The sequence below is a fragment of the Massilia oculi genome, assembly GCF_017582745.1.
Taxonomy (GTDB): Bacteria; Pseudomonadota; Gammaproteobacteria; order Burkholderiales; family Burkholderiaceae_D; genus Telluria; species Telluria oculi_A.
Map to the genome: position 1 here is coordinate 41,916 of NZ_JAFVIM010000028.1, position 26,300 is coordinate 68,215.

Sequence of the window (26,300 nt, forward strand, 5' to 3'; positions counted from 1 at the left end):
AGGAGGTTCGATGAATGCGCTGATGAAGTCGCCAACCACGCTCTTGCTCTGGATACTGATGGCCGTCCTGTTGTCCGCCTGCGGCAGTGACGACGACAAGACCCAGGCCGAACGCGCCGGCATCGGCGCCATCGCCCAGGCCGCCGGCGCCACGCCTTTCGTGGCGCAGCTGAGCTATACGCTCGACAACTTCGCCCACCTCGACAGCGTGCACTACACGATCGCCGGCCGCCCGGGCTCGCATTCGCTGCCGGTCGCGGTCACCTATGATCACGCCTGGCTCGGACGGCGCGCGGCCTGGGATGCGTCCGGCAAGCGCATCGCCGTCCCCGTCTTCGGCCTGTACGCCAACCACCGCAACGAGCTCACGCTCACGACGCGCTTCCGCGACGGTTCGTCCCACGTGGCGCAGGTGGCGGTGGCCACCGGCCCCTACACCGGTCCCGCCACCGTCTATGCCACGCCCGAGGTGCGCACCGCGCGGGGGGCGCCTCGCCCGGCGTCGAATTCATGCTGATCAAGAACGGCGTCACGACGCCGGTCATCCTCGACAGCGACGGCCAGGTGCGCTGGGCCGGCGACGCGCCGGGCAGTTCCATCTCCTCGCTGTTCGGCGACGACGCCTTCTATGTCGGCGACCCGGACGCGCCGCTGCTGCACCAGGTCGACGTCGACGGCACCGTGCGCAGCAGCCGGCTCGACGATCCGCGCTTCACCAACTTCCACCACGACCTGGCGCGCGGCAAGACCGGCTTCCTGGCCGAACTTGACGCCCTGGTCGGCAACGTGCAGCTGGTGGAGTCGATCCTGGCCGAGATCGACATCTCGGGGCGGGTGCTGAAGGAATGGGACCTGGGCCAGATCTTTCGCGCGGCGATGCGCGCCGGCGGCGACGATCCCGACAACTTCGTGCGCGACGGCGCCGACTGGTTCCACATGAACTCGGCCATCTACGATGCTCACGACAATTCGCTGCTGATCTCGAGCCGCGAGAACTTCGTCGTCAAGCTCGACTACGAGACGGGCGCCATCCGCTGGCTGCTGGGCGACACCACCAAACACTGGTATGTCAATTATCCGTCGCTGCGCGCGCTGGCCCTGCGCGTCACCGAAGGCAAGGTGCCGATCGGCCAGCACTCGCTGTCGGTCGCGCCCAACCGCGAACTGCTGCTGTTCAACAACGGCCTGGCCAGCGCCGAACAACCGCCCGGCGCGCCGGCGGGCCAGAACCGCAGCTACAGCACGCCGTCGCGGTATGCGATCGACGAAACAGCGCGCACGGCGCGCGAGGTCTGGACCTGGGATGCCGACCGCGAATTACTGTCAGACATTTGTTCGTCAGCCTATGAAGGCGCGCCGGGCCAATACCTGGTGGCCTATTCGGCGCTGGAGCAACGCACCCAGGCGCGGCTGGTGGCGGTCGACAGCGCCGGCCGGGTCGCCTTCGACTACGCCTACCCGAGTGAGGTCTGCAATACGGTGTTCATCGCCCAGCCCTTCCGGTTCGAGGAGCTGCGGCTGCGCTAGCAGGGCATCCCGACAGGTCTCGGGAAGCGCGTGCGGCGGCTGCACCGGGCCAGCGACGCATCAGCTGCCGAGACCGAAGAAGACGCCAACCGCCAGCTCCACCCACAGGGCGGCGAAGAACAGTGCCAACGCGCCGACGGCGGCGACCCTCTGCCACGGCCGCCAACGCGCCACGCGGCGCGCGGTGCGCAGGCAGGCCAGCCCGGCGCCGGCCAGCAGCAGTGCGGCGGCGGCGAAATCGCCGCCGCTCCACACCACATGGTGCGTGAACTGCATGGCGACCTGCGGCACCAGCAGGATCATCGCGGTCGCCAGGCCGACCCGCAACAGATCGATGCGCAGCGTGCCCTTGTGCGGGAGGATGTCCGGTGAGTTTGCGGTATGCATGGCGTTCTCCTGGATTGTGAGCGGCCGGCATGCGGCGCGGGCCGCCTGCGATGTTCACATCCTAATCCTGTTACGGCGAAGACGGAAGCGGCAGCACGCAGCCGCGCCCGGATTTCTTGGCCTCGTACATCCAGTGGTCGGCCTCCTTGATCAATTCTTCCGGCGTGGGCGCCTGCCCCGGCGCCTGGACCGCGATGCCGATGCTGGCCCCGACCCGCACCGTCGCGCCGCACAGCTCGACGGGCATGGAGACCGTCTCGACCAGCTTGCGGCCGACCCGGTGCGCATCGTCCAGGCCATCGGCCAGGTCCGCGAGCAGCACCGTGAACTCGTCGCCCGCCAGCCGGAACACGCTGTCGGTGCGCCGCACCGCCTGGCGCAGGCGCGCCGCGATGGCCCGCAGCAAGGCGTCGCCGCCGTCATGGCCGAGCTGGTCGTTGACCGCCTTGAAACCATCCAGGTCGATGAACAGCAGGCCAAGCCGGCCCTGGGCGCGGCTTGCCCTCGCCTGCGCCAGCGGCAGCGCCTCCATCAGTGCGCGCCGGTTCTGCAGGCCGGTCAGCAGGTCGTGCCGGGTCTCGTATTCGCGCTGGGCGTCGCGCTGCTTGCGCAGGGTGACGTCGTGCAGGAAGGCGCTGAACACGGGTTCGCCGCGCACCTCGTGGCGGCGGATGCGCACCTCGACCGTCAGCCGGCTGCCGTCGCGTCGCAGCGCCGGCAGCTCGACCCGGCGGTCGAGGATGCGCGAGGTGCCGGTGCGCAGGTAGAGCTGCATGCCGCCGCGGTGGGCGCCGGCCAGCTCGGCCGGGATGATCAGCGCCTCGAGCGGCCGGCCCAGCGCCTCTTTTGCGCTCCAGCCGAAGGTCTGCTCGGCCTGGCGGTTCCAGGCGGTGACCCGGCCGTTGCGGTCCAGGCTGATGTAGGCGTCGTTGGCGTTGTCGATCACGCTGCGCAGTTCTTCCTCGCGATCGCCCAGCTCGCGTGTGCGCGCCTCGACCCGCCGCTCGAGATCGGCGTGCAGGCGCGCCAGTTCTTCTTCCGCCAGCTTTTGCGCATGGATGTCCTTGATCACCGCCACGTCGTATTCGGGGCGCCCGGCGGCATCCAGCTTGCGCTTGACGTCGACCTCGACCCAGACCGGCGAGCCGTCACGGCGCAGGTAGCGCTTCTGGCGCCGCAGGAAGTCGATCTCGCCCCGCGCCAGCCGGTCCATCAGGGCCGCGTCCCCGGCACGGTCGTCCGCGTGGGTGACGTCGGCGAACCCGCGTCCCTGCAGCTCGCCGGCCGTATGGCCGAGCAGCTCGCACAGCGCCCGGTTGACGCTGATCCAGCGCCCGTCCGGCGTCGTCAGCGCGATGCCGACGCTGGCGATCTCGAACACCGCGCGAAAGCGCTCTTCGCTCGCGTCCAGCACCGCATCGCTGTGCTGCAGCCGCGAGCGCGCCGCCGCCAGCCGTTCGCGGTACTGCACTTCGCGCATGATGATGGCGGCCAGGTCGACCAGCACCGCCTTCTGCTCGGCGTCGAGCTGGCGCGGCACAACGTCGATCGCGCACAGGGTGCCCAGCGCCAGTCCCCCGCTCGAGCGCACCGGCACGCCGGCGTAGAAGCGGATGTCGGGGGCGCCGGTGACCAGCGGATTGCGGGCGAAGCGCGGGTCGCGGCGCGCATCCGGCACCACCAGCGGCTCGTCCTGCAGGATCGTGTGAGCGCAGAAGGCATCCGCGCGCGGCGTCTCGCCGGCCTCGATGCCCACCCGCGACTTGCACCACTGGCGCTCGGCGTCGATCAGCGAGAACGCCGCCATCGGCACCTGCAGCAGGCGGCTGGCCAGGCGCACGACCCGGTCGAACACCGGCTCGGCCGGCGTGTCCAGCAGGTCGAGCTCGCGCAGCAGCGCGAGACGCTCGTTTTCATCGGGAGGCAGGGCGGCTGCAATCATGGCGTCAAGAAAGATTATCTCCGGTCGGTCGCCGAATGGCCGTACGTCACTGTAGCAGAGCAGGCTCCCGATTCTCCGCACACAAGAACCTGTACTATCCACACCGCAAGATTGCAAAACTTTGTTACATATCTGTTCGCGAGACTTTATATACTTGCGCGTGCGATCATTCACTTGCCCACCATGCGAATCCTGCCCTCCCTGTCATGCGTCCTGCTTTGCCTCGCCGTGTTTCAGCCATCCGCCGCGGCGACGGCCGAAGACGTCACCTTGTCCGGTACGTCCAGACCAGGAACCTCCGCGGGTACGGCCGGCGCCGGGCGTGAGGTCGCGGCCCTGCGCGCGGCCGAGCAGCGGCGCGCCAAGGCCGTGTCCAGCCGCGATGTGACCGTCCTGCGCGACCTGATCAGCCGCGACTATTACCACGTCGAGACCCGCGGCCGCGCCCGCACCAAGACTGAATTCCTGCAACTGCTGACTCGCGGCGAATACGAGTTCCGCTCCTACGAAATCGACGATTCCGAAATCCGGATGCTCGACAATGGCCAGGCGGCCCTGGTCACGGGCAGGTTCCGGGCCTTGACCCAGGGCGCCGACGGCCCGCGCGAACTGCGCGGACGTTATGTACGCATGTGGGTGCTGGGGCCGGAAGGGTGGCGCAACACCATGCAGCAAACCACCGAAATCCGCCCGCTCGCGATCCAGCGCGACCTCCGGACACAGCGCTAAGCGGCCGCCCTCTCCCGATCGCTCGGACCGGCGGGCGAGGCCCCGATGTTTGTCGGCCACGGCCGTGTTCAAAATCGGCGCGATTGCTTGTCAAGGCGGCGTGATGCATCTATCATGAGAATGATTATCATTTGCTGTCGCATTTACAGCTTTTCATTCCTGCCACGCCCAACCAGCGCGATCATGACCTCACTCACCCTCACGCCACGCCACATCGCCTCGCGCACCGCGGTGGCCATCCTCGGCGGCTACGCCTTCACCTGGGGCGTCGTTGCCCTGGGCATCGCCCTGCTGTACAGCGCCGGCATGGAATTCCACGATGCCGAGCACCTGTCGTACATCATCGGCTTCCTGGTCTTCCTGACCGCCTTCCTGGTGGCCTTCGCCACCCAGGGGCTGCGCAAGGTCGCGCTGGTGCTGGTGGGCGGCGGCGCGCTGATGAGCGCGGTGGCCTGGTGGCTGCAGAGCCTGATCATCGCGTCGGGGGTCTGATATGTTCCCCAACTTCCGCCACACGATGGCTTGGCTGCACACCTGGTTCGGCCTGGCGCTGGGCCTGGTGCTGATGGTCGTGTTCTTCTTCGGCTCGCTGTCCGTGTTCGACCGCGAGATCGACCGCTGGGCCATTCCCGACACCCGCTACGAACCGCAGCCGATGCCGTCGTTCGACAAGATGCTGGCGCCGATCTTCAAGGAAATGCAGCCCGACGCCGCCGCCCGCGCCATGACGGCGCCGCTGGCCGACGGCCCGCTGCCGGCCACCTTCGACACGCCGCGCAGCTGGGGCGCCTATACCACCCACCGCGATCCGGTGCTGGCGCTGTTCGCCAGCTATGAAGTGCCGAACGCCAAGGACCATGAAACGGCGATCTGGGCCTTGCGCACGGTCGATCCGCGCACCGGAGATCTCCTGCCGGTCGACCGCCTCAAGATCGGCAGCGAGTTCTTCTATCCGCTGCACTACAGCCTGACCCTCGACTGGAAGAACGTCGGCTACTGGATCGTCGGCTTCTCGGCCCTGATGATGCTGATGGCCCTCGTTACCGGCGTCATCATGCACCGCAAGATCTTCCGCGAACTGTTCACCTTCCGCCCGAACAAGAGCACCCAGCGCAGCATGCTCGACCTGCACAACCTGACCGGCGTCGTGGCCCTGCCCTTCCACTTCTTCTTCGCCTTCACCGGCCTGGTGATCTTCGCCTACATCTATTTCCCGGTCACGCATACCCAGCTGGCCCCGCTGCACGACCGCCATGAAGTGCTCGAGTCCAAGGAAACCGGCCTGCCGCACGACCGCGCCGGCGTGGCGGCCCCGATCGCCTCGGTCGACGCCATGGTGGCCGAGGCCCAGCGCCGCTGGGCGGCGAAAGGCATGGCCGGCGACGTCGGCTTCCTGAACGTCACCCACGTCGGCGACGCCAACGGCTATGTCAGCGTGTACCGCGCCGGCACCGACCGCGTCCAGCTGGCCGGCGAAGGCATCCACTTCAAGGCCTCCACCGGCGAGCTGCTGCGCGAGGATCCGCCGCCCACCGTGGTGGCGCGCATCAATGAATTCCTGACCGGCCTGCACCTGCAGCACTTCAAGCACTGGTTGCTGCGCTGGCTGTACGTGCTGGGCGGCCTGTCGGGCGCGGCCTGCATCGCCACCGGCCTGTTCTTCTTCGTCGAGAAGCGCAAGCGCCAGCACGCCAAGCAGGGCGTGAGCGGCGCGCGCGTGGTCGATGCGCTGGCCGTCACGGTCGTCACCGGCATGCTGGTGGCCACCTTGTCCATCCTGATCGCCAACCGCCTGCTGCCCGACGTCATGCCGGCCGGCTGGCCGCTGCGCGGCGCCATGGAGAAATACCTGTTCTGGGGCAGCTGGGTCGTGGCCGGCGCGCACGCCTTCTGGCGCACCGCAGCGGTCGCCGAGGGCCGCCTGGCTCCGGCATGGCGCGAGCAGTGCCTGGCCATCGCCGTGCTGGCGGTGACGGCGCCGGTGCTCAACTGGATCACCACCGGCGACCACCTGCTGCGCACGATCGCCTCCGGCTACTGGCCGGTGGCCGGCGCCGACCTGTTCATGCTGGCCAGCGCCGCGCTGGCGGTGCTGGCCGCGCGCAAGCTGCGCCAGCGCGAAGCGCGCCCGCTGGCGGTCAAGAACGTGACCCTGGAGGCCGGCCATGCCTGACGCGCTGCTCCTGCTGCTGGCCCTGCTGGCCTCTCTGGCCGGCATGGGCTGGTTCGCCCTGTCGATGGACGTGCACTGGTCCCAGGTAAGGGGGGCAGCCCCCCGTACTCCGGCTCTGGCCAGGACCCTGCGCCTGGGCGGCGCAGCAAGCCTGCTGCTGTCGCTGGTCCTCTGCCTGACGGTGGATTCGCCGTCGATCGCGGTGCTGGTATGGTTCATGGCGCTGGCCGGCGCCACGCTCACGATCGCCTTCACGCTCACCTGGCGCGCCAGCATCCTCGGGATGCTGGTATTCTGGACAGGACCAGGCGCCCGGTGAGTCGTCCCCGGGATGCGTTCGCGCGTCCCGCCTTCTCGCCCGGTTCGCCCGCATGGCAATACGTCGTTGGAACGGCGCAACCGCACAGGCCGCGCACTCCACTTGACCTCAAGCGCGCTTGAGGTTGTGTAATACGACCAACGCATGCAAATCGCGGGACCCTGTCCGGTCCCGGTGCAACGCTTCATGCCGAAACAGTGTTTACAACCATCTGAACGGAGAATGATCATGCCTTATGCACTGCCGCCACTGCCCTATGCCTACGATGCCCTCGAGCCGCATTTCGATGCGCGCACGATGGAAATCCACCACACCAAGCACCACCAGACCTATATCACCAACGTCAACAACGCCCTGGCCGAAGCCAGCGTGGCCGAGGTGCCGGTCGAAGAACTGATCAGCAATATCGGCGCACTGCCGCAGAACATCCAGAACGTGGTGCGCAACAACGGCGGCGGCCACGCCAACCACGCGCTGTTCTGGACCGTGCTGAGCCCGGATGGCGGCCAGCCTTCGGGCAAGCTGGCCAAGGCCATCGAGGACGACCTCGGCGGCTTCGACCGCTTCAAGGATGCCTTCACCAAAGCCGCGCAAACCCGCTTCGGTAGCGGTTGGGCCTGGCTGACCCTGGGCAAGGACGGCAAGCTGCTGGTCGAAAGCAGCGCCAACCAGGACAGCCCGCTGATGGGCGAGTTCGCCGGCATGTCGGGCGGCACGCCGATCCTGGGCCTGGACGTCTGGGAGCACGCCTATTACCTGCAATACCAGAACAAGCGTCCCGACTACATCGCGGCTTTCTTCAACATCATCAACTGGGCCGAAGTCGAGCGTCGTTACGATGAGGCCTTGAGCAGCCAGGCCGGCTGATCCAACGCGCCGTTCGTTCGCGAGCGGCACGCCGACATGTGGCGTGCCGTTTTCGTGCACGCGCAATACGACAAAAAGCCACCTCGCGGTGGCTTTTCACATGCTGCTGGCAAGGGCGGCGTGCGTTACAGCTTGAAATTCAGCGACAAATAAGCGGCGCGCCCGTTGCCCGACGAATACATCGGTTGGGCCTGGTTGGCCGGCCACCAGTATTCGTCGTACCACGCATATTCGTACCGACGGTCGGCCAGGTTCTTGACCTGCAGGTCGATGCTCACACGGGACGTGATTGCATACGACACATTAGCATCGAACAACACAAAGCCGCCGTACTTGCCGAGCTGGTTCGCACGGTCGATGTAGTAATCGCCCTGTGCCCGGCCCTGCAAGCCGAGGTGCCAGCGCTCGGACGGATGGTAGTCGAGTCCGACGTTGCTGATGTAGCGCGGCGTCGAAAACAGTTCCTTGCCGGCCAGCGAAACGCCGGCGTCGGTCATGGCGCTCACCGCCTCGGCCTTCTGGAGCGAATGCGACGCCCAGACCTGGAGCCGGTCCGACAGGCGGCCAGACAATTGCAGGTCGATGCCCTCGCGCCGGGTCTCGCCGAGCGCCACCGAGGTGCCGGTGGCCGGCATGTTCGCCGCCTCGCCGGAGGCGTCCTGGCGCCAGATCGCCAGGCGCAGGTCGGAGCGCGCGCTCGGCTTGAGCTTGATGCCAATTTCCTTGCCGGTATTGGTCGAGGCGTCGAACGGACCCTGCCCCGGCAGCAGGTAGGCCGGCATGACCGATCCGGTCAGAATCTGGAAGGTGCGGCCCCAGTTGGCGTACACGCTGACGTCTTCGGCCGGGGAGTACACCATGCTCAGTTTCGGCTGCTTGATCCAGCCGTAGTCCTGCAGGCCGGCCGATCCGCCGCCGGGCAGCGGATTGCTGCCGGTAAAACGGTCGACCCGGTATCCCGGCACGATGCGCAGCGTGTCGGTGGCCTTGATCACCGCCTGGGCATAGGCGCCGACGTTGTTCAGGTAATAGCGGTCGTCGTTTTGTACCCGCGCCGGGTTGCTGAAATCGGTCGGCATCGCATACGCGTAGCGCGAACGCTTGTAGAAATTGTTCTGGCGCTCTGTGTTCACGCCGCCGTCGACCGTGACACGCTCGCTGGCGCGCCAGGTCAGTGTGCTCATGAAGCCGAACTGGTGCTCATCCCACTCGCGGCGCTGGCGCGGCCCGTTGCCTTCCGGGTTGCTGGTGAAGGTGACGCGGCGGTCGTCGCGGTAATCGTTGTAGTACAGCTTGTTGCTGAGGAAGGCGTCTTTCGAGATTTGCCAGTCCAGGTGGGCACTGGCGTGGTTCATCTCGCGGTAGGTGATGTCGTTGACGTTCTTGGCCGGCGACTGGCGCCGGTCGGCGGCCAGTTCGGTGGCGGTCAGAAATCCTGGCTCGTCGGCGTCATGCTTATAGGTGCGCAGCACGATGCCGCCGGTGAGCGACTTGTCCTTCGACGTCAGGAACCACTTGCCGGCTGCCGTGTAGCGCTCCGAGTCGCCGTGGCTGCGGCGGTAGCTGCTGGAATCCTGTTTTGCCAGGACATAGTTCTGGGAAAAGCCGTCGGCCTCGCGCCCATAGACCAGTTGGGCTTCGCGCGTGTCGAAGCTGCCGACGGTGAAACGACCGTCGAAGTAGTTGCCGCCCTGGCGCGTCCCGAGGTTGATGTTGCCGCCGATGTTGTGCAGACCGTAACGCGGGTCGTTGGTGCCGCGCACCACTTCGACATAGTCGACTTCGAGCGGAAAGATCATGTCGATGAAGCGCTGGTTACCGCTGTTGACATTGCTCGGAATGCCGTCGATCAGCACCTTGATGGCGTTGATATACCCTTCGCCGTTGAAGGCGCGGAAGGTCGCCTTGCCCGACTCGGCGCCCATGCGGAATTCGGTCATCTGGGTGCCGGGCAGCTGCCCGACCAGTTCCCAGCTGCTGGCGACCTGCTGGTCTTCGATCTTGTCGGCGCCAAGCACGTCGACCGAGGTCAGGATCGTGGACGAACGCAGCGCGCCAGCGTCGCGCTGCGCGCTGACGCGCACCTCGCCCATGACGATCGCGGGGTCGGCGGCATGGACAGCGGGCGCGAAGCCGGACAGGCCCAGCGCCAGGGGCAGAAGCTTTAGTTTCATTATCGAGGAGGTCGGAGTATCACGGGAATTCGATAATGATATCCCATTCTCAATAATTCCAGCAAGCCACGCATTCCCTGCCTGGTCGCTGCTACTCCTGGAAGCGCGTCGCGGCCACTGCGCGCCCGCGCGCTTGCAGCGCCTCGCCAAAGACCCGCTTGGCCTGCCCGCGCACCTGGACGAATTCCAGCTGTTCGCCTTCCGGGCCTTTCGCATAGATCAGCGACCAGCCGTCGGACTTGCCGCTGGTGATGCGGTTGGTGAGCATATCGAGCGGCGCCTGGCGCCGGTCCTGCTCGCTGTTCGAGGCGACGATGCGGTTCGCCTTCACATTGTGCATGCCGCGGCGCGCCGCCTCGGCCTCGAGGTCGCGCACGAACTCGTTGAAATCGACGTCCTCGCGCACGTAGAAGCACACATGCATCGACTTCGGGAAGGCCGGGCTGGTGAAGGCTTGCGGCGGCGCGAAGCTGTTGCCGCTGCCCTGGGGCTGGGTACGGTCGCGGTATTGCAGCAATTCGATCACGCTGTCGGCCGATGGCGAAACCCTGTCTATCGGCGCGATGAACGGCACCGCCTGGTATGCGCTGCCGGCGCGCCTGCTGCGCGACGGCGCCCCGGACGCCAAGGTCGGCGCCGCCATCGTGCGCGTGGGCGGCAAACCGATCTCGGACGGCGCCGCCACCGATACCACTTCTTCACCAACCTGTCGGCCAACGGCATCGACGTCCTCGACAAGAACGGCGCGCTACGGCCCCTGGTGCGCGATGCGCGCTTCCTGTGGCCCGACAATGCCCACTTCGGTCCCGACTCCCGGCTGTACGTCGCCGTTAACCAGCTGCACCGCAATCCGATCTTTTCCGGCGCCGCCGACCAGGGCCAGCCGCCCTATCTGGTGGCGCGGGTCTGGACCGGCACCCGCGGCCAGCCGGGCCGCTGAGACGGCTCAAGGCACGGCGCAGGCGCGCGCCATCGGCGTGGCCGGCAACACCGTCCCGGCGCATTCGCCGAAACCGATGCGCCGGTAGCCCGGCCGCTCGCAGAAGCCGCGCAGGATCACGGTGTCGCCATCCGCGAGCCAGCGGCGTGTCTCGCCATTCGACAGCGCCAGGGAGCGCCGTCCGGCGGCGCCCAGCTCGAGCAGCGAACCGCCCTGCTCCGGCTGCGGTCCGGACAGGGTGCCGCTGCCGAGCAGGTCGCCGCTGCGCAGATTGCAGCCGCCCACCGCATGGTGAGCGATCATCTGCGCCACGGTCCAGTAGGCGTCGCGGTAGCTCGACCGCATGAGGCGCTCGGGCGGCAGGCCGGCGCGCGCCATGGCGGCGCTCCGGATCCATGCTTCGAGCGTGATGTCGATCGCCCCGTGCTCGCGGTTGCGCGCGGAGTCGAGGTAGGGAAGCGGCGCGGGGTCACCCCCGGGCCGCGCCGACGGCGCGCGAAACGGCGCCAGCGCCTCCGGCGTGACGATCCAGGGCGAGATGGTGGTGGCGAAGCTTTTCGACAGGAAGGGCCCGAGCGGATGGTATTCCCAGGCCTGGATGTCACGCGCGCTCCAGTCATTGAGCAGGGTGAAGCCGAACAGGTGTTCCTCGGCGTCGCCGATCGCGATTGGCGTCCCGGGCGCATTCGGCTTGCCGATGAAGGCGCCCAGTTCGAGCTCGAAATCGACGCAGGCCGAAGGGCCCAGCACCGGCGCGATGGCGGTCGCGCCCGGGACCAGCGCCTGGCCGTGCGGGCGGTGAAAGCGCTGGCCGCTCACGCCGATCGACGAGGCGCGGCCGTGGTAGGCCAGCGGCACCCACTTGTAATTGGCGCCCAGCGGACTGTCGGGAAAGACCATGCGCCCGACCGTGGTCGCATGGTGGATGCCCGTGTGAAAATCGGTATAGTCGCCGATCGTGCACGGCAGCCCCAGCTCGACCTCGGCCTGGGCCACCAGGGCGCCGCGCGCCAGCCAGGCTTCGCGCCTGGCGCTGCCCTCGGCCAGGCCGCGCGAGATGGCGAGGCGCAGGGCTTCGCGCGCCGTCCTTCCCTGCCCCATCAGGCGGTTCATGTCGGCGTCCGCCACCAGGCCGGCGCATTCGAGGTCGAGCACCTGGTCGCCGATGGCGACGCCGATGCGCCAGGCCAGTTCGCCCTGGCGCCGGAAGCGCCCGAACGGCAGGTTCTGGATCGGGAAGTCGGTGTCCGGGGCGTTCGCCGACGCCACCCAGCTGCGCAAGGCGGGGTCCAGCGTGCGGTCGAGCTGCGGCTTGTCCATATCGGGTCCTCCGGCCAGCTCAGTGATTGAGGAAGTCGAGCATGGCTTCGTTGAAGCCCGCCGGGTCCTGCCAGGGCGCGAAGTGGCTGACCTTGCGCAGCACGAGCAGGCGCGCATCGGGGATGGCGGCGGCCGCGTACTTGAAGTGACGCATGGTGATGAATTCGTCGTGGTCGGCCGCCGCGATCGCGATCGCCGGGCCGCGCAGCGCCGCCAGCTGGGCGTCGGTGTAGTCGGGTTCCTTCGCCTGCATCGCCGCCACCGCGTCGCCCAGGCGCATGAAGCCCTGCGGATCCGAGGCGATGGCCTCGTAGTCGGCGCGCAGGCGCGGGCCGATCAGCGGCAGCACCGGCGACGGCAGCGGCGCCTCGATGTGGCGCCGGTTGACGTTGGGACCGAAGGCGAACAGCCGGCTCACGCGCTGCGGCTGGCGCATCGACAGCTCCAGGCCCACGATGGCGCCGTCGCTCCAGCCGGCTACCGCTGCGCGGCGCAGCTTGAGCCGGTCCATCACCGCCGCGACGTCGCGCGCCATCAAGGCATACGACAGCGGCTGCTCGCCCAGCGTGCTGCGGCCGTGGCCGCGGCTGTCGACCAGGATCACGCGGTGCTTGCGCGCCACCAGCGCGCGCACCTGGTGGCCCCAGGTCAGGCTGCTCGCGCGGCCGCCATGCAGCAGGATCACCGGCGAGCCGTGGCCCACGATGCCGTACCAGATGCGTGCGCCTTCGTGTTCGACGTGGCCCTGCTCGGCCAGCGCCGGCAGCGGCGGCACCGCGGGCAGGGTTTCGTAGCGCGGTGGGCGGGCGCTCGCATCAGCGGTGACGTCGGTCTTCGCGCTGGCGCTGGCGGCGGCCAGCAACGCCGCCGCCAGCAGGGTCGTGAGGGCGCGCAGGCAGGAATACAGCAGGACCGGGTGAGCGGCGGGAGCGAGGTGTCGGGATGGCTTGTTCATCGTGCTTTCCATGGAAGTGGGAGAGGTGCAGCGTTCCCGGATAGTTACGCTGCGCCGTCCCGGCCGGATGCACGATAGTCCTGCTACTCCAGCACCGCTCCGGACTGCCTGACCAGCGCCGTATGCTTGTCCAGTTCGGACGCCAGGAAGGCGGCCGCCTGCGCCGGGCTGTTGCCGATGAACGTCATCCCCTGCCGCGCCAGGGCGTCCCGGACCTCGGGCGATGCCAGCGCCTCCTGCGCCAGCGCATGGTAGCGCGCCACCAGATGTGGCGGCAGGCCGGCCGGCGCCACCAGGGCCAGCCAGGCGTCGAAGCTGTAGCCCGGCAAGCCCTGCTCGGCCAGCGTCGGCACGCCCGGCAGGAAGGCCGAGCGCTCCCGGGTTGACACGCCGAGTGCGCGCAGCTTGCCGCTGCGGATCAGGGGCGCCGCCACCGCCGCCGACAGGAAGCCGAACTGGATCTGCTTGCGCAGCAGGTCGGCCGTCATCTGCGCCGTGCCGTTATAGGGCACGTGCTGGACGTCGAAGCCGCCCGCCTGAGCGCGCAGCAGCTCGACCGCCAGGTGGAGCAGGCTGCCGGCGCCGCCGGAGCCGTAGTTGAGGACGTCCGGCTGCGCCCTGGCCAGCGCGATCAGGTCTTGCGCGCCCTGCACCGGCAAGGACGGAACCGCCACCAGCACCAGCGGGAAGCTGCCGATCACGGTGATCGGCGCCACGCCGGTGAGCGGATCGTACGGCATCGGCTTGCCCATGGCGCGATTGATGACGTGGTTCGAGGCGACCATGCCCAGCACCGATCCATCCTGCGCCCCACGCACGATCTGCGCGGTGGCCGGCACGCCGGAGGCGGCGGGCTGGTTCTCGACCAGCACCGGCCGCGCCAGCGCCCGCGAAAAATGGCGGCCGATGAGGCGCGCCGCGAGGTCGGCGGTGGTCCCGGGCGCCAGTGGCACGATCATGTGCAGCGGCTGCGCATCGGCCGGGGCCGCGCGCGCCGTGGCCGACCCAAGCAGGACCAGGGCCAGTGCAAGGGAAAGGGCAAGGAACTTGTTCGTCGCGCTGGAATGCATCCGGACTCCTTCTGTTGCCGACGACGATAGCAGATCGGAGCGGGCGGCGCACCCCTGCCATTGGTCTGGTCCGGCGACCGCACGCCGAGACTTCGTCATCGTGCTAGACTTTGTCCTATGACATAACCCAGAGAGGCCTGCGCCATGAGCAAATCAGCCGTCGTCATCCGTCACATCCATTTCGAAGACCTGGGCACGCTGGAGCCCGTGCTGCAAGCGCGCGGCTACCGGGTACGCTACGTCGATCCCGCGCAAGGCGAGCTGGCCACGCTCGACGCCCTGGCGCCCGATCTGCTGGTCGTGCTGGGCGGCCCGATCGGCGCCTTCGACGACGCCATCTATCCCTTCCTGGTGGACGAACTTGCACTGGTGCGCCAGCGGCTGGCGGCGCAGCGCCCCCTGCTCGGCATCTGCCTCGGGGCGCAGCTGATCGCGCGCGCGCTCGGCGCCAAAGTCGGGCCGATGGGCGTCAAGGAGATCGGCTTCGGCCCCCTGGACCTTACCGATGCCGGCCAGGCCTCGGCGCTTGCCGGCCTCGGGTCGGCGCCGGTGCTGCACTGGCACGGCGACCAGTTCGACATCCCGCCCGGAGCGCTGCGCCTGGCCGCCACATCGACCTGCCCCAACCAGGCCTTCGCCGTCGGCGCCAGCGTGCTGGGCCTGCAATTCCACCTCGAAGCCGACGCCGGCAAGATCGAGCGCTGGCTGGTCGGCCACGCCTGCGAGCTGGCGCAGGCCGGCATCGATCCGCGCCAGCTGCGCGAGAGGGCGCGCCTGGCCGCAGCCCCGCTCGCGGCGGCCGCGGCCTCGGTCATGCACGCCTGGCTGGACGGCATCGCCGGCGGGGAGTCGACCGAGGCATGAATATCCAGGGAAAGACGGCGGCCGAGATCGTCGACTGCGTGCGCACTCTGATCCAGGGCGGGCAGGCGGTCGCCGGCGACGCCCTGCCGCCGGTACGCGAACTGGCGCTCGCGCTGGACGTGAACCGCAACACGGTGGCCGCGGCCTACCGGCGCCTGGTCACGGCCGGGATCGCGGTCGCGCAGGGACGCCGCGGCACCCTGATCCGCGACCGTTTCGGCGCCGGAGAACACGAAGGCGGGACGGCCGGCACGCCGTTGCTCGACCTGGCCAGCGGCAACCCGAACCCGCGCTGGCTGCCCGACCTCGCGGCCTGCCTGAAGACCGGGCCCGCCCGGCCGCGCATGTATGGCGAGCCGACCGTGAACGCGGCGCTCGAGCGCCACATCCGCGACTGGTTCGCGCCCGACTGCCCGGCGGGTTTCGAGGTCGACCTGACGCATGGCGCGGTGGATGCCCTCGAACGCCTGCTCGCCATCGACTTGCTGGCCGGGGACAAGGTGGCCGTCGAAGATCCCTGCTTCCTGGGCAGCATCCACTTGCTGCGCAACGCGGGATTGCAGGCGATCGGCGTCGGGGTCGACGCCGAAGGGATGGTCGCGGCCGAGCTCGAGGCCGCGCTCGCGCATGGCGCACAAGCCGTCATCATCACCCCGCGCGCCCACAACCCGACCGGCTGCAGCCTGAGCGCACGCCGCGCGCGGGCGCTGGCGCGGGTGCTGGCGCGCCATCCCCATGTGCTGGTGGTAGTGGACGACCATTTCTCGCTGCTCTCCGGCGCCGGCTATCATTCGGTGATCCCGCGCGCGGCGCGGCGCTGGGCGCTGGTGCGCTCGCTGTCCAAGACGCTCGGACCCGACATCCGGCTCGCCGCCGTCGCCAGCGACGCGGCGACGTCGCGCCAGTTGCGCCGCCGCCTGGCCCCCGGCACCGCCTGGGTCAGCCACCTGCTGCAGGACATCGCCGAAGCCGCGCTGACGGGCGCCGCCAATGTCGCGCTGTTCGCCAGCGCGCGCGCCGATTACCTCGAGCGCCGGTCGCGCCTGGAGGCTGCCCTGCGCGCGCATGGGGTCGGGCACCTCGCCGGCGGCGATGGTCTGAACCTGTGGATCCAGCTGGAAGGCGACGATCACGCCGTGGCGTTGTCGCTGGCGCGCCAGGGCTGGCTGGTGCGCCATGGCGCCGGTTTCTCGATCGGGAAACCGGCGCGGGGCCTGCGCGTCACCATCTCGGCCATCGAAGACGCACAGTGCGACCGCCTCGCGGCGGACATCGCGCACAACATGGGTATCAATCCGCTTCCAGCCCGTCCAGGAAGCCGATGAGCTCTTCGTTCAGGCGCTGCGCCGCCTCGTGCTGGACCCAATGGCCGACTTCCTCCAGCCGCACCTGCTTTACCATTCCAGGCTGGAAGCGCCGCAATTCCTCCAGCGACGGCGTCGTCGGGTGGAAGAACCGGCACAGGCCGTCGGCCGCGCCCCAGACGTAGAGCGAGGGCTGGCGGATGACGGCGTGCCTGAAGGCCGGCAGCAGGTCGAAGCTGAGGGGCAAGGCCCGGTAGTAATTCAGCCCGCCGCGAAAGCCGCTCTTCTCGAAGGCGCGCACCGTGTGCCCCACATAGTCCGGATCGGCCCATGGCGGCGCCGCCAGCGGCGCCGGGCGCAGCATGCCGCGCGCCGGATCGATCGGGTCCCAGCGCTGTCCGGGCGGCGGGCTGGCCGACGGCCAGTACAGGATCGCGGGGATCGATTGCGCTGCGGGCGCGAACAGGCTTTCGCGTCCTGGCTTGATCCAGTCCAGCGCATAGTAGCGCTCTCCCAGCCCCTTGTTGCGCAAGTCGCTCCAGGTATCGACGTCACCGCGCGGGGCATACGGAATGCTGATGCTGACCAGGGCGCGGAAACGGTCGGGCCGCAGCAGCGCCGCGCGCTGGGCATGGTCGGCGCCCCAGTCGTGGCCGACGATGACCGCGCGCTCGATCTTCAGGGCGTCCAGCACGCCGACCAGGTCGCCCACGATGTGCAGCGACGTGTACTGGCTGGCGTCCGGCGGCGCGAAGCTCTCGCCGAAGCCGCGCATGTCGAGCGCCAGCGCGCGATAGCCCGCCGCGGCCACGGCGCGCATCTGGCTGCGCCAGGTCTCGGCGGTGTCGGGAAAGCCGTGGCAGAACAGCACCGCCGGCCCCTCTCCCTGCTCGATGACGTGGAACGATCCGCCGCCGATGCTCAGCCTGTGCCGGCGCAGTGGCGAAGCGGCGGGACCTTGCGCGGCGCTCGCCAGGGCGGGAGCGAACAGGCCCACGCCGGCCAGGGAGGCCGCCTGCAACACGGCCCGTCTGGCGCGGGAAGGCGGTGCGCCGGGTCCCGGCGCTGGAGAATCGGGTTTGCGTGACATCAACGACATGGCTGTCCTTTCTTCATCGAGTCGGTGCGGCACGCACTTTCTGTCACAGTACCCGAGAGAACAGCGCGCGCCATGCCGACCTGTTAGCTACCAATGGTAGGTTACCTTTGGTAGCAACTATACGCGTGTCCTCGTGCCGACGTCGCCCGCGCCGCCTCAGGCGCCGCGCAGCCAGCCCCGCCGCCAGAACGGGCGGCTACGATAAGCAATGCGCCCCGGCAGCGTCAGCACCACCCGCGTGCCGCGCCCTCCTTCCCGTCCCGCGCCGCTGTCGATGTCCAGCCTGGCCCCGATGCGCTCGGCCCGTTCGCGCATGCCGCGCAAGCCCCAGTGGTCGGGCCGGCCGTGCTCCTCGAGCCAGGACGGGTCGATGCCGCAGCCGTCGTCCGCCACCGTCAGCACGAAGGCCGCGCGCCGGTAGGCCACGTCCACCGTCACCTGGGCCGCCCGGGCATGGGCGAAGGCATTGCGCAGCGCTTCGTGGCCGATCCGGTAAACCTCGTCCAGGATGGCCGGCTGCAGGCGCCTGACCGTCCCGCCGACCGTGAACGCGAAGCCGCATGTCCACTGCGCGGCCAGTTCCTCGCCGGCCGCCGCCAGCGCTTCGTGCAGCTCGCCCGTATCGAGCGGCCCGCCGCGCAGCGCGCGCACGCGGTCGCGGCCCTCGACCAGCACCTGGTCGGCACGCGCCAGGGCCTGCTCCAGCTGCGCCCGGGAGGGAGCGCCGGGCGGCAGCATGTCGGCCGCCGCCTGGAAGCGCAGCACCAATCCATGCACGCCCTGCAGCAAGGTGTCGTGCAGCTCGCGCGCGATGCGCTCGCGTTCGCGGTGGCGCTCCTGCAGGCGGTCGCGCACGCGCTCGGCCGCGCGCCGCGCGGTGGTCCGGTAGACCATCCGCAAGGCCGCGAGGAGCAGCAGGCCGCCCCCCGCCAGGAACAGCGGATGGCGGTGGAAGGCACGCTCGACGCGCAGCGGCAAGACGGCCTCGCGCGGGCTCGGCACGCCATCCTTGTTCAGGGCGACGACACGAAAGGCGTAGGCGCCCGGCGCCAGGCCGGTATAGATGGCCTGGCGCGCACGCCCGGCGTCCACCCAGTCGGTATCGAAACCGTCCAGCCGGTAGCGAAAGCTCAGGCGCTCCGGCGCGGCCAGGCTCGGCGCCGTGTAGTCGATGGCGATGCGCTGCGCCTCCGGCCCCAGGCTGAGCGGGGCATCCGCGCTCACCCGGGCGCCGTCGACGCTGACCGCTTCGATCTCGACCGCGGGCCCGGGTTCCGCCGGCGGAAGGCGCGCCGGATCCAGCGACATCACGCCGCCGCCCGTCGAGAACCACAACCGGCCATCGGCCGCGCGCACGGCGGTCGGCAGCGGCAGCACCTGGTGCGGGTCGTTCGCCAGTCCGCCCAGCGCATCGAAGGAGCGATAGCGCAGACGATGGCCGGGCGTGGCGGCGGCGCGCCGCAGTTCGGCGGCGTCGATCTGGAAGATGCCCGCCCGGGCATGCAGCCACAGGTCGGCCTCGCGGCCGTCTGCCCGCGGCACCGGGACGATGGCATAGATATTGTCGAACACGCCGTCGTCCGGCAGCGGCAGGCGGCGCAGGCGGCCCGCTTCGACATATGCCAGCCCATGCTGGCCGCCGACCCAGGTGCGTCCGGCATGGTGGGCCAGCGCGGTGACGTGGCCGAGGTCGAGACTGTCGGACGCGCTCCAGCGCAGCGTTTGCCCGCCGCGGCGCGCTTCGAGCAGGGCGTCGCGGTAGCCGAACCACAGCCAGCCGTCCGGCGCGGCCAGCGCGCTGACCGGCATGCGCTGGCTGTCGCGGCCCGGCGCCACCGGCGCCCGCACCCACCCTTGCGCCTCGAGCCGGAACAGGCCGACCTTGTTGATTGAGACCCACAGCACGCCTTGCGCATCGCGCGCCATCGCGCGCACCGGCGCCTGGCCGGCGGCGCCGGGCGGCAGGTCGGCGACGAACGCCAGATTCGCGCCACGGGAGCGCCAGATGCCGACCGGGCCGGCCATCCAGATGCCGCCCTCGGCGTCGCGGATGGCGCTGTTGACCGGCGCCGGCATGGCCAGCGCCTGCGCATGGCCATCCTGCAGCCGCAGCACCGAGCCCCTGCCCGGCCCGCCCCACAAGCTGCCATCGTCGCCGGCGGCCAGCGCCACATTGAGCGCATCGGGCGGGAAGGCCGACGGCGCCAGGATGCGCGGTCGAAAGCGGTCCAGGCCGGCATTGGTCCCGACCCACAGATTGCCGGCGGCATCCAGGTGCAGCCGCCACACGAAGTCCGCGCTCAGGCCCTCCCTGGCCGTGAAGCCGCTGGCGCCGGCCAGCGCCGCCAGGCCATCGGGATGCGCGACATGGAGCAGGCCGTGGCCGGTAGTGCCCAGCCACAGGCCGCCGGCGCGGTCGAACACGAGGCTCGTTGCCGGCGCCGCGAGGCGCGCGGCGCCGGAGGACACGGCTTGCCCGACCAGCTCCACGCGATGGACCCTGCCCTCTCGCCGTTCGGTCAGCCAGATGGCGCCATCGGGCGCCTGGGCGATCTGGCCGGCGTCAGCCACCGGCACGCCGGTGTCGATGAAACGCCGCGCGCCGGCGCGCAGGTAGTACAGCCGGCGCTCGCCGGCGGCCCACACGGTGCCGTCGCGGTCGACGAACACGGCGCGCGCGTCGCCATCGAAGCCATCGTCAGGGCCGATACGCCGCCAGGCGCCGTCCGCGCGCCGCGCCAGGCCATCGTCGGCGGCGGCCCAGAGGGCGCCGTCACGGCCTTGCGCCAGGCCGAAGACCACGCCGGCGGGTGCGCCGGGCCCGGACTCGCGTGCGAGCGGCCGCCCCGTGCGCGCCAGCGCCACGCCGCCGCTGCGCAAACCGACCCACAGCGAATCGCCCTGCGCCAGCAGCGAGGAAACGATGGCGGGCGCCCCGCGCGCTGCGGGAGACTGGCGCCGGAAGCGCAAGCCGTCGAAGCGCACCAGCGAATCGTTGGTGCCCAGCCAGAGATAACCATCGGCGCCTTCGGCGATCGCGCCGACCTGGCTCGGCCCGCCGTCGGCGGACAGCCAGCGCCGGTGCTCCAGGCCGTTCGGCGCGGCCGCCTGTGCGCCGGTGGCGCCGAGCGCCAGCAGCAGGATCGACAAGGCAGCCCACCGCGCCATCCAGTACCCCACCGTGACCAGGGGTGCTCGAGCGTAGCCGGGTTGCTGGTTATCCATTGCTCGATGATAGCATCGGCAGTGGACGGCGCCAGCCGGCGTTTACTTCAGGGGATCATGACGGTGCGGCCGAGTATCCCGCCCTGCTCGGCGTGACGGTGTGCCGCCGCGGCCTCGGCCAGCGGGAAGCGGCGGTCGATGACGACGTCGAGCTTGCCCGCCGCGACGTCCGCCAGGATGGCGTCGATCGTCGCCGACACTTCCGGCCTTTCCCACAGCGTGCCGAAGAACACGCCATGCAGCGTAAGGTTCTTGCCCATGGCTGGGAACAGGTCCGGAGAAAGCGAGCCGCCGACATTGCCCACGAAGACCAGCCGCCCGTACTCCTTCAGCGCCTCGAACGACTGGGCCAGCGTGGCGCCGACCGGGTCGATGACGGCGTCGACGCCGCGCCCGGCCGTCAGTTCGCGCACCACGGCCACCACGTCCTGGCTGCGGTGATCGATCGCCTCGTCCAGCCCCAGCGCGCGCAGGCGGGCGCTGCGCTCCTCGCCCGACACGGTGGCGATCACCCGGGCGCCGAGCCGGTGCGCGATCTGGATCGCCGCCAGGCCCACCATGCCGGCCCCGCCCTGCACCAGCAGCGTCTCATCCTTCGCCAGCCGCAGACGGTCGTGCACGCAGTGCCAGGCGGTGCCGAAAGCGACCGGCACCGCGGCGGCGGCGGCATCGTCCACGCCATCCGGGACGATCCAGGTGGCGCTGGCGCGCACGGCGCGGTATTCGGCATGGGAGCCTTCCAGCGCGCCCGTCGCCACCCGCTGCCCGACCCGCCGGTTGGTCACCGCGCTGCCGACCTCGACGATCTGGCCGGCGGCGGCGAAACCGACGATATGGTTCGGCGCCTCGGGCGCCATATTGGAACGGTGCAATAAATCACCGCCTTCGATCGAGATCGCTCCGACCTGCACCAGCACCTGGTCCGGGCCGCAGGGCGGCCTGTCGACGTCGGTATAGCGCAGCACTTCGGGGCCGCCGGCGGTATCGTAGACCGCGGCCTTCATCCGTTGTTTGGTCATGTATGCTCCAGTTCTGTTGTCGAACCCGTCTGATCGGAGGTAAACGTATACCAGATCGGTTCGGATGAGGCAGACACGATACCGAGATGGTAAGCTGCTGCGCGGAACGCGTTCACAAGCCGAGCGCGGCATGAACTACCGCCCCGTCCCGCAGCTTGCGGCGGGCGTACTTAACCAAGCCATCAGAAACGCCTATGCTCACCACCCTCCTCGACTGGTTCCTCCACCTGGACCGTCACCTGGCCGTCCTCGCGGCCGAATACCAGATCCTCGTCTACGTCCTGCTGTTCGCCGTGATCTTCGTCGAGACCGGCGTCGTCGTGATGCCCTTCCTGCCCGGCGACTCGCTGCTGTTCGTGACCGGCGCGCTGGCGGCGAAAGGCATGCTGTCGCTGCCCGTCCTGATCCCGCTGCTGATCGTGGCGGCGGTGGTCGGCGACATCGTCAATTTCGCGATCGGCACGCTGTTCCGCGACCGGGTAAAGCACGGCTACCGGCTGCGCTTCATCAAGCCCGAACACATCGCCCACACCGAGCGCTTCTTCGAGCGCCATGGCCCCAAGACCATCGTGCTGGCGCGCTACGTGCCGATCGTGCGTACCCTGGCGCCTTTCGTCGCCGCGCTGGGCAGCATGCGCTACCGGACCTTCCTGTCGTACAACGTGGCCGGCGGCACCCTGTGGGTCGTGTCGCTGACGGTGGCCGGCTTCGCTTTCGGCAATATCACCTGGGTCAACGACAACCTGACGGCAGTCATCATGGGCATCATCGTGCTGTCCCTGGTGCCGGGCATCGTGGCCTGGCTCCAGGAGCGCCATCGCGTCAAGGCCGGAGCCGACGGCCAGGCTTGATGCTTCACTACGGCGCGCCCGCCGCTCCGTAACCGGCTTCACGGAACCACCGCGCCCCATCGCGGCTCGAACGAAGGCGACTGCATGCCAGCCCGGCATGCAGCGGCCATCCGCAGCGCCGAGAGGACCGCACAAGTGAGCTCCGCCCCGATGTCCAGCAAGCGGGCCAGGCTGCGAAGCTGGCTGGCGCCGACGGTCGCGGCCGTGCTGCTGTGCGCGGCATTATGGGTCTTGCATAACGAACTGCAAGCGATCCGCTATCGCGACCTCCAGGCCGCGCTCGCCCACCTCGGCCCCGACCACCTGCTGCTGGCCCTGCTGTGCTGCGCGGCCAACTACCTGGTACTGAGCTGCTATGACCAGCTGGCGTTCGTCTACATCGGCAGGCGCATTGCCCGCGCGCGCATCGCCCTGACCGCCTTCATCGGCTACGCAATCAGCAACAGCGTCGGCTTTGCGCTGCTCTCGGGGACGGCCGTGCGCCACCGCTTCTATTCGCGCTGGGGCGTAGGCGGCGCCGACCTGTCGCGGATCGTGGCGCTGAACGGCATCACGTATTGGCTTGGCCTGCTCGCGCTGGGCGGCTGGAGCCTCGTCAATCACCCGCATGCCTGGCTGCAGGACGAACTGGCGCAGCGCGGCGCGCAGTGGCGTAGCCGAAGTCATCGATCGTATCTTTGCCATCGCCGCGCTCAAATACGTACGTGTCGCTGCCCTGCCCACCGTCGAGCATATCGTCGCCTTTGCGGCCGTAGAAGATATTGGAACCGCTGTCGCCATACAGGCTGTCCGCTCCGCCTGTGCCGACATAAGGAAGCGCGGCAATCTTCGCTGCGAGGAATGCTTCGTTCCAAACCGTGCCATCGGCAAACTCGACGCGTTCGATTCGATAACTGCTGCCATCGGTCCAATTTCTGATGGTCACGCTATCTTCAGTACCCGCGATCGAAAGAACTAAATGCTTGCCAACGCGCGAGAGCATTATTTCAGATCCCGAGATACCAATGCCAAAGCGGACGATATCAACGTCACCAATGGCATCGCCAAAGTCGTCGATCGTATCTCTCCCATCGCCGCGCTCGAAGATATATGTATCGCTCCCACGTCCACCGTCGACTGAGTCATTCCCTTTGCCAGCTTGAAAGACGTTATCCGCATCATTCCCTACGATGAAATCACCGAGAACTGTTCCTATATATGGGAGATTATAAACCTTTTCTCCAATATCGAGCGCGTCCCTGCACTGATTCATGTAGAGCCATATAACGCTCACCACCATCATTAACAATATCAGCCCAGGCCTCTTCAAGCGAATCTGTCCCCTTGAATGCGTACACTATGATCTTGCGATCCTCGTCTATAAACACCTTGCAACTGGAGGCGCCTGCCGAATGCTGATCTTATTGCTCCCAATTTCTCGGCACCTCTCCGCTGTAAGCAGAACTCGACAGTAACGCAGCCTCTCTCAAACTAATTTTGGAACTCATTTTATATTTTCTATTTTAAAGATACTATTTGAAAAGTTAATTTTCTGTCCGCTTGTTTTCTGATAAAACTGCAAGATGATCCCATTGCTCGAAGTACGCGCGGAGGCCATCGAAAATACTACTGGCGGCGTCCATATTCCTAACGTCGTCCGCTTCCTCGTACGATATGATCGATCAATCTCCTGCATTATAAGTTTTGATTCATTTCCAGCCATATCATGGTATAAGACAGCAACTCCTCCGTCTTTTAATGAATGAAATGCTACGGGCATGGCTTTAGAAAGGATGTCGAGTTCTCGCCTCAAAATTCTGGTTAGAGAGTTGTTGAAGATCTGCAAATCGAAGCCGGAGGCAGTTTTCACCAAAAATTTTAGTTCGTCACCCCCAGCGAAGAGATGAGCTACCCCTGCAATCTTTACTTGGGAAAAATTCCCAGATTTAGCATTGATTTTTACCAGTTCGCTATCTTGGCCATTTGTTGCCAGAGCGAAAATTTCGTCACCTATATGTGAAACATCGACAATATCCGATCTGAATCGTAGAGTGGATGGGATGAATCGATCGAAAACCTGTCTCCGCTCGCTATTCAACACTTGAATCCAGTAGACCGATCCAGGATTTTTCTTTCTGTCATAGTTCACACCACCAAAAACCGAACCAAGAATATACGTGCCAGACACACTCTGCCAGCATTTATGTACGTTTAAATTTCCGTTATACGGATTTCCATCGGGATCGATAAGATAAGTCTTCAGGTCATCACCATTGGAATCCAGCACAATCATTTCCGCAGCTGATCCGGAAATTCGCCTTTTCCCGAATCGATTCAGGCAAATCACATATTCATCTTCAAACGAGTGAAAGACATCAGCAATTCTTGCCGATGATTTATCTTCAGACTCCCCCTCTCTCGCGAAATATTTCCATGCAACGAGGCCATTTGAGCCGATTTTCTGGACCACAGGGCGTCCGGAAGAGTCAACTACGCCACCCAATAGAACATGTTCGCCGTCGTCGGGCTTTATCACTGTTATAGATGTAGCTAACGAATCGTTGTAAGGTATTTGTTTATACATAAGAGCTTGGCAGAACGCTGGACTTCCAATAGCTAGTAACAGTGATGCAAACAGTAACTTCTTCATAGGCTTTTGCAGAATGATTTGCCAGTCTTTAAATCGTAACAACCTGATAGCTAAAACTTCTTTTCTGGATGAATGGGATAGCAAACTTGGCTCTTAGCAGTCTACAGCTGGCAAATTTTATATTTGATAAGAAATGTGAAAACGCGCATGTCGATGAAGCTTATACGCTTCCAAATAGTTCATCAATTTATTTTGAGGCTTTTGTTGGTTTTTTGAGAACCAAACGCCATGCATCAATACTTGTCATCTTTTAACTATTTATGAAAGAGCACAATTGTGTCAGCTAGTGCGTACTGACTTGACGTATATAGCAAACTTAAAACTTGAGTCCAAAAAAAGCCTCGAAACCCCACGGCTATCGTAAACACCCCTAAACCATAATGTTCGGAACAAGGAAAGAATATTTGCGGAATACGCTACACAGAGAAATTCAAGATCGCACCGGTCAAGCGGGTGGCCGCGCGTGGTCATCCAGGGAACTCGCGAACCGTCCGGACGTAAGCATTCGCAGCCTCTATAGTTGGACGAAGCGCTGCGGCGTTCATGGCTCGAGAGCGGCGTGTACGGTTACCGCCAGGTCAGCGACGACATGCGTGAACCGGGTGTGGAGTGCGGCCTCAATCGCGCTCATTGCCTGATGCGATCGATTGGCGTCCAGTCGCAAACTGGCCAAACAACGTGCGAATACAAACGCTGCGGCGCGCGCTCGGTAGTGGCGCAAACAATTGCAGCGGCAGTTCGACGTGCACGAGCCAAACCGAGTTTGGGTCACGGACATCACGTGGCTTTGTTGCATAAATCAATTGAGCGCGTAGTACCCCAAACCCCAGACGGATTTACGGCATGGTCACCGCTACGGTCGTGGGCGTGCCCAAGCGCGTGAAGCGATTGAGGATGGCGGCACGG

The 26,300-nt window shown here is 67.0% G+C and carries 24 protein-coding genes and 1 pseudogene; 12 read left to right on the forward strand and 13 right to left on the reverse strand.

Annotation, left to right across the window (positions count from 1 at the left end; genetic code table 11):
• Window positions 1-10: 10 nt before the first annotated feature.
• A complete protein-coding gene (locus J3U95_RS24270) occupies window positions 11-517 on the forward strand; it encodes an aryl-sulfate sulfotransferase N-terminal domain-containing protein (protein WP_208281209.1) in 507 nt (168 codons plus the stop codon).
• Window positions 511-1,527, forward strand: coding sequence for an aryl-sulfate sulfotransferase (locus tag J3U95_RS24275; protein WP_208281210.1), 1,017 nt, complete (start codon window positions 511-513; stop codon window positions 1,525-1,527). The genes J3U95_RS24270 and J3U95_RS24275 overlap by 7 nt, the downstream gene beginning before the upstream one ends.
• A gap of 60 nt (window positions 1,528-1,587) precedes the next feature.
• On the opposite strand, the gene J3U95_RS24280 is transcribed toward J3U95_RS24275, so the two are convergent.
• Entirely contained in the window at window positions 1,588-1,914 is a 327-nt protein-coding gene (locus J3U95_RS24280; protein WP_208281211.1) for a hypothetical protein, read from the reverse strand.
• A gap of 70 nt (window positions 1,915-1,984) precedes the next feature.
• A complete protein-coding gene (locus J3U95_RS24285) occupies window positions 1,985-3,856 on the reverse strand; it encodes a PAS domain S-box protein (protein WP_208281212.1) in 1,872 nt (623 codons plus the stop codon).
• A 228-nt stretch (window positions 3,857-4,084) separates the two neighbouring features.
• Between J3U95_RS24285 and J3U95_RS24290 the strand changes: the two genes are divergently transcribed.
• The 5 genes from J3U95_RS24290 to J3U95_RS24310 all read left to right on the forward strand — a co-directional run bounded on the left by J3U95_RS24290 (window position 4,085) and on the right by J3U95_RS24310 (window position 7,944).
• Window positions 4,085-4,585 carry a nuclear transport factor 2 family protein gene (locus J3U95_RS24290; protein ID WP_208281213.1) on the forward strand — a complete coding sequence of 167 codons (501 nt, stop codon included), beginning with the start codon at window positions 4,085-4,087 and terminating at the stop codon, window positions 4,583-4,585.
• Between the two features lie 183 nt (window positions 4,586-4,768).
• Entirely contained in the window at window positions 4,769-5,077 is a 309-nt protein-coding gene (locus tag J3U95_RS24295; RefSeq protein ID WP_005669920.1) for a hypothetical protein, read from the forward strand.
• Window position 5,078: 1 nt separating this feature from the next.
• Window positions 5,079-6,758 carry a PepSY-associated TM helix domain-containing protein gene (locus tag J3U95_RS24300; RefSeq protein ID WP_208281214.1) on the forward strand — a complete coding sequence of 560 codons (1,680 nt, stop codon included), beginning with the start codon at window positions 5,079-5,081 and terminating at the stop codon, window positions 6,756-6,758.
• Entirely contained in the window at window positions 6,751-7,077 is a 327-nt protein-coding gene (locus tag J3U95_RS24305) for a DUF3325 family protein (protein ID WP_208281215.1), read from the forward strand. Before J3U95_RS24300 ends, J3U95_RS24305 begins: the two co-directional genes overlap by 8 nt.
• A 228-nt stretch (window positions 7,078-7,305) precedes the next feature.
• A complete protein-coding gene (locus J3U95_RS24310; RefSeq protein WP_208281216.1) occupies window positions 7,306-7,944 on the forward strand; it encodes a superoxide dismutase in 639 nt (212 codons plus the stop codon).
• Window positions 7,945-8,069: 125 nt separating this feature from the next.
• On the opposite strand, the gene J3U95_RS24315 is transcribed toward J3U95_RS24310, so the two are convergent.
• Together J3U95_RS24315 and J3U95_RS24320 are read right to left on the reverse strand one after the other, a co-directional pair.
• Window positions 8,070-10,118, reverse strand: a complete 2,049-nt coding sequence (locus tag J3U95_RS24315; protein ID WP_208281217.1) for a TonB-dependent receptor — start codon at window positions 10,116-10,118, stop codon at window positions 8,070-8,072.
• A 91-nt stretch (window positions 10,119-10,209) separates the two neighbouring features.
• A complete protein-coding gene (locus J3U95_RS24320; RefSeq protein ID WP_208281218.1) occupies window positions 10,210-10,812 on the reverse strand; it encodes a hypothetical protein in 603 nt (200 codons plus the stop codon).
• A 66-nt stretch (window positions 10,813-10,878) separates the two neighbouring features.
• Here J3U95_RS24320 and J3U95_RS24325 point away from each other — a divergent pair, with 66 nt between their 5' ends.
• Window positions 10,879-11,058 (forward strand): hypothetical protein, encoded by a 180-nt coding sequence (locus J3U95_RS24325; RefSeq protein ID WP_208281219.1) that lies wholly within the window; start codon window positions 10,879-10,881, stop codon window positions 11,056-11,058.
• A gap of 6 nt (window positions 11,059-11,064) precedes the next feature.
• Here J3U95_RS24325 and fahA read toward each other — a convergent pair whose 3' ends face one another.
• The 3 genes from fahA to J3U95_RS24340 all read right to left on the reverse strand — a co-directional run bounded on the left by fahA (window position 11,065) and on the right by J3U95_RS24340 (window position 14,403).
• A complete protein-coding gene (fahA, locus tag J3U95_RS24330; RefSeq protein WP_208281220.1) occupies window positions 11,065-12,378 on the reverse strand; it encodes a fumarylacetoacetase in 1,314 nt (437 codons plus the stop codon).
• Window positions 12,379-12,397: 19 nt separating this feature from the next.
• The gene (locus tag J3U95_RS24335; protein WP_208281221.1) at window positions 12,398-13,333 is read right to left on the reverse strand and encodes an alpha/beta fold hydrolase; all 936 of its coding nucleotides are present in this window, start codon (window positions 13,331-13,333) and stop codon (window positions 12,398-12,400) included.
• An 83-nt stretch (window positions 13,334-13,416) separates the two neighbouring features.
• Window positions 13,417-14,403, reverse strand: a complete 987-nt coding sequence (locus J3U95_RS24340) for a tripartite tricarboxylate transporter substrate-binding protein (RefSeq protein ID WP_208281222.1) — start codon at window positions 14,401-14,403, stop codon at window positions 13,417-13,419.
• A 144-nt stretch (window positions 14,404-14,547) separates the two neighbouring features.
• Between J3U95_RS24340 and J3U95_RS24345 the strand changes: the two genes are divergently transcribed.
• Together J3U95_RS24345 and ptsJ are read left to right on the forward strand one after the other, a co-directional pair.
• The gene (locus J3U95_RS24345) at window positions 14,548-15,267 is read left to right on the forward strand and encodes a glutamine amidotransferase (protein ID WP_208281223.1); all 720 of its coding nucleotides are present in this window, start codon (window positions 14,548-14,550) and stop codon (window positions 15,265-15,267) included.
• Window positions 15,264-16,592, forward strand: coding sequence for a MocR-like B6 salvage transcription factor PtsJ (ptsJ, locus tag J3U95_RS24350; protein WP_208281224.1), 1,329 nt, complete (start codon window positions 15,264-15,266; stop codon window positions 16,590-16,592). The genes J3U95_RS24345 and ptsJ overlap by 4 nt, the downstream gene beginning before the upstream one ends.
• Here ptsJ and J3U95_RS24355 read toward each other — a convergent pair.
• From J3U95_RS24355 to J3U95_RS24365, 3 genes are all read right to left on the reverse strand, one after another.
• Window positions 16,558-17,670 (reverse strand): alpha/beta fold hydrolase, encoded by a 1,113-nt coding sequence (locus J3U95_RS24355; RefSeq protein ID WP_208281225.1) that lies wholly within the window; start codon window positions 17,668-17,670, stop codon window positions 16,558-16,560. The two genes, ptsJ and J3U95_RS24355, sit on opposite strands and share 35 nt — an antisense overlap.
• A 156-nt stretch (window positions 17,671-17,826) precedes the next feature.
• Window positions 17,827-20,895, reverse strand: a complete 3,069-nt coding sequence (locus tag J3U95_RS24360) for a sensor histidine kinase (protein WP_208281226.1) — start codon at window positions 20,893-20,895, stop codon at window positions 17,827-17,829.
• Between the two features lie 47 nt (window positions 20,896-20,942).
• Window positions 20,943-21,914 carry a quinone oxidoreductase family protein gene (locus tag J3U95_RS24365; protein WP_208281227.1) on the reverse strand — a complete coding sequence of 324 codons (972 nt, stop codon included), beginning with the start codon at window positions 21,912-21,914 and terminating at the stop codon, window positions 20,943-20,945.
• Between the two features lie 194 nt (window positions 21,915-22,108).
• On the opposite strand from J3U95_RS24365, the gene J3U95_RS24370 reads away from it, so the two are divergent.
• Entirely contained in the window at window positions 22,109-22,765 is a 657-nt protein-coding gene (locus J3U95_RS24370; RefSeq protein WP_208281228.1) for a VTT domain-containing protein, read from the forward strand.
• A 222-nt stretch (window positions 22,766-22,987) separates the two neighbouring features.
• Here J3U95_RS24370 and J3U95_RS24375 read toward each other — a convergent pair whose 3' ends face one another.
• From J3U95_RS24375 to J3U95_RS24385, 3 genes are all read right to left on the reverse strand, one after another.
• Window positions 22,988-23,374, reverse strand: coding sequence for a hypothetical protein (locus J3U95_RS24375; protein WP_208281229.1), 387 nt, complete (start codon window positions 23,372-23,374; stop codon window positions 22,988-22,990).
• Window positions 23,361-24,047, reverse strand: a complete 687-nt coding sequence (locus J3U95_RS24380) for a calcium-binding protein (protein WP_208281230.1) — start codon at window positions 24,045-24,047, stop codon at window positions 23,361-23,363. The genes J3U95_RS24375 and J3U95_RS24380 overlap by 14 nt, the downstream gene beginning before the upstream one ends.
• Before the next feature lie 201 nt (window positions 24,048-24,248).
• Window positions 24,249-25,394, reverse strand: coding sequence for a hypothetical protein (locus J3U95_RS24385; protein ID WP_208281231.1), 1,146 nt, complete (start codon window positions 25,392-25,394; stop codon window positions 24,249-24,251).
• 520 nt (window positions 25,395-25,914) lie between these two features.
• On the opposite strand from J3U95_RS24385, the pseudogene J3U95_RS28825 reads away from it, so the two are divergent.
• Window positions 25,915-26,046, forward strand: a pseudogene (locus tag J3U95_RS28825) (IS3 family transposase); the annotation flags it as partial.
• Window positions 26,047-26,300 lie beyond the last annotated feature (254 nt).

Bases quoted from the DNA above. Each gene is read 5' to 3' on its own strand.
- J3U95_RS24335 (WP_208281221.1), bottom strand. From the start codon at position 13,333: ATGAACAAGCCATCCCGACACCTCGCTCCCGCCGCTCACCCGGTCCTG.
- J3U95_RS24285 (WP_208281212.1), bottom strand. From the start codon at position 3,856: ATGATTGCAGCCGCCCTGCCTCCCGATGAAAACGAGCGTCTCGCGCTG.
- J3U95_RS24305 (WP_208281215.1), top strand. From the start codon at position 6,751: ATGCCTGACGCGCTGCTCCTGCTGCTGGCCCTGCTGGCCTCTCTGGCC.
- ptsJ (WP_208281224.1), top strand. From the start codon at position 15,264: ATGAATATCCAGGGAAAGACGGCGGCCGAGATCGTCGACTGCGTGCGC.
- J3U95_RS24385 (WP_208281231.1), bottom strand. From the start codon at position 25,394: ATGAAGAAGTTACTGTTTGCATCACTGTTACTAGCTATTGGAAGTCCA.
- J3U95_RS24315 (WP_208281217.1), bottom strand. From the start codon at position 10,118: ATGAAACTAAAGCTTCTGCCCCTGGCGCTGGGCCTGTCCGGCTTCGCG.
- J3U95_RS24300 (WP_208281214.1), top strand. From the start codon at position 5,079: ATGTTCCCCAACTTCCGCCACACGATGGCTTGGCTGCACACCTGGTTC.
- J3U95_RS24370 (WP_208281228.1), top strand. From the start codon at position 22,109: ATGCTCACCACCCTCCTCGACTGGTTCCTCCACCTGGACCGTCACCTG.
- J3U95_RS24270 (WP_208281209.1), top strand. From the start codon at position 11: ATGAATGCGCTGATGAAGTCGCCAACCACGCTCTTGCTCTGGATACTG.
- fahA (WP_208281220.1), bottom strand. From the start codon at position 12,378: ATGGACAAGCCGCAGCTCGACCGCACGCTGGACCCCGCCTTGCGCAGC.
- J3U95_RS24375 (WP_208281229.1), bottom strand. From the start codon at position 23,374: ATGCGGGTGATTGACGAGGCTCCAGCCGCCCAGCGCGAGCAGGCCAAG.
- J3U95_RS24380 (WP_208281230.1), bottom strand. From the start codon at position 24,047: ATGATGGTGGTGAGCGTTATATGGCTCTACATGAATCAGTGCAGGGAC.
- J3U95_RS24280 (WP_208281211.1), bottom strand. From the start codon at position 1,914: ATGCATACCGCAAACTCACCGGACATCCTCCCGCACAAGGGCACGCTG.
- J3U95_RS24355 (WP_208281225.1), bottom strand. From the start codon at position 17,670: ATGTCGTTGATGTCACGCAAACCCGATTCTCCAGCGCCGGGACCCGGC.
- J3U95_RS24360 (WP_208281226.1), bottom strand. From the start codon at position 20,895: ATGGATAACCAGCAACCCGGCTACGCTCGAGCACCCCTGGTCACGGTG.
- J3U95_RS24365 (WP_208281227.1), bottom strand. From the start codon at position 21,914: ATGACCAAACAACGGATGAAGGCCGCGGTCTACGATACCGCCGGCGGC.
- J3U95_RS24275 (WP_208281210.1), top strand. From the start codon at position 511: ATGCTGATCAAGAACGGCGTCACGACGCCGGTCATCCTCGACAGCGAC.
- J3U95_RS24340 (WP_208281222.1), bottom strand. From the start codon at position 14,403: ATGCATTCCAGCGCGACGAACAAGTTCCTTGCCCTTTCCCTTGCACTG.
- J3U95_RS24310 (WP_208281216.1), top strand. From the start codon at position 7,306: ATGCCTTATGCACTGCCGCCACTGCCCTATGCCTACGATGCCCTCGAG.
- J3U95_RS24295 (WP_005669920.1), top strand. From the start codon at position 4,769: ATGACCTCACTCACCCTCACGCCACGCCACATCGCCTCGCGCACCGCG.
- J3U95_RS24345 (WP_208281223.1), top strand. From the start codon at position 14,548: ATGAGCAAATCAGCCGTCGTCATCCGTCACATCCATTTCGAAGACCTG.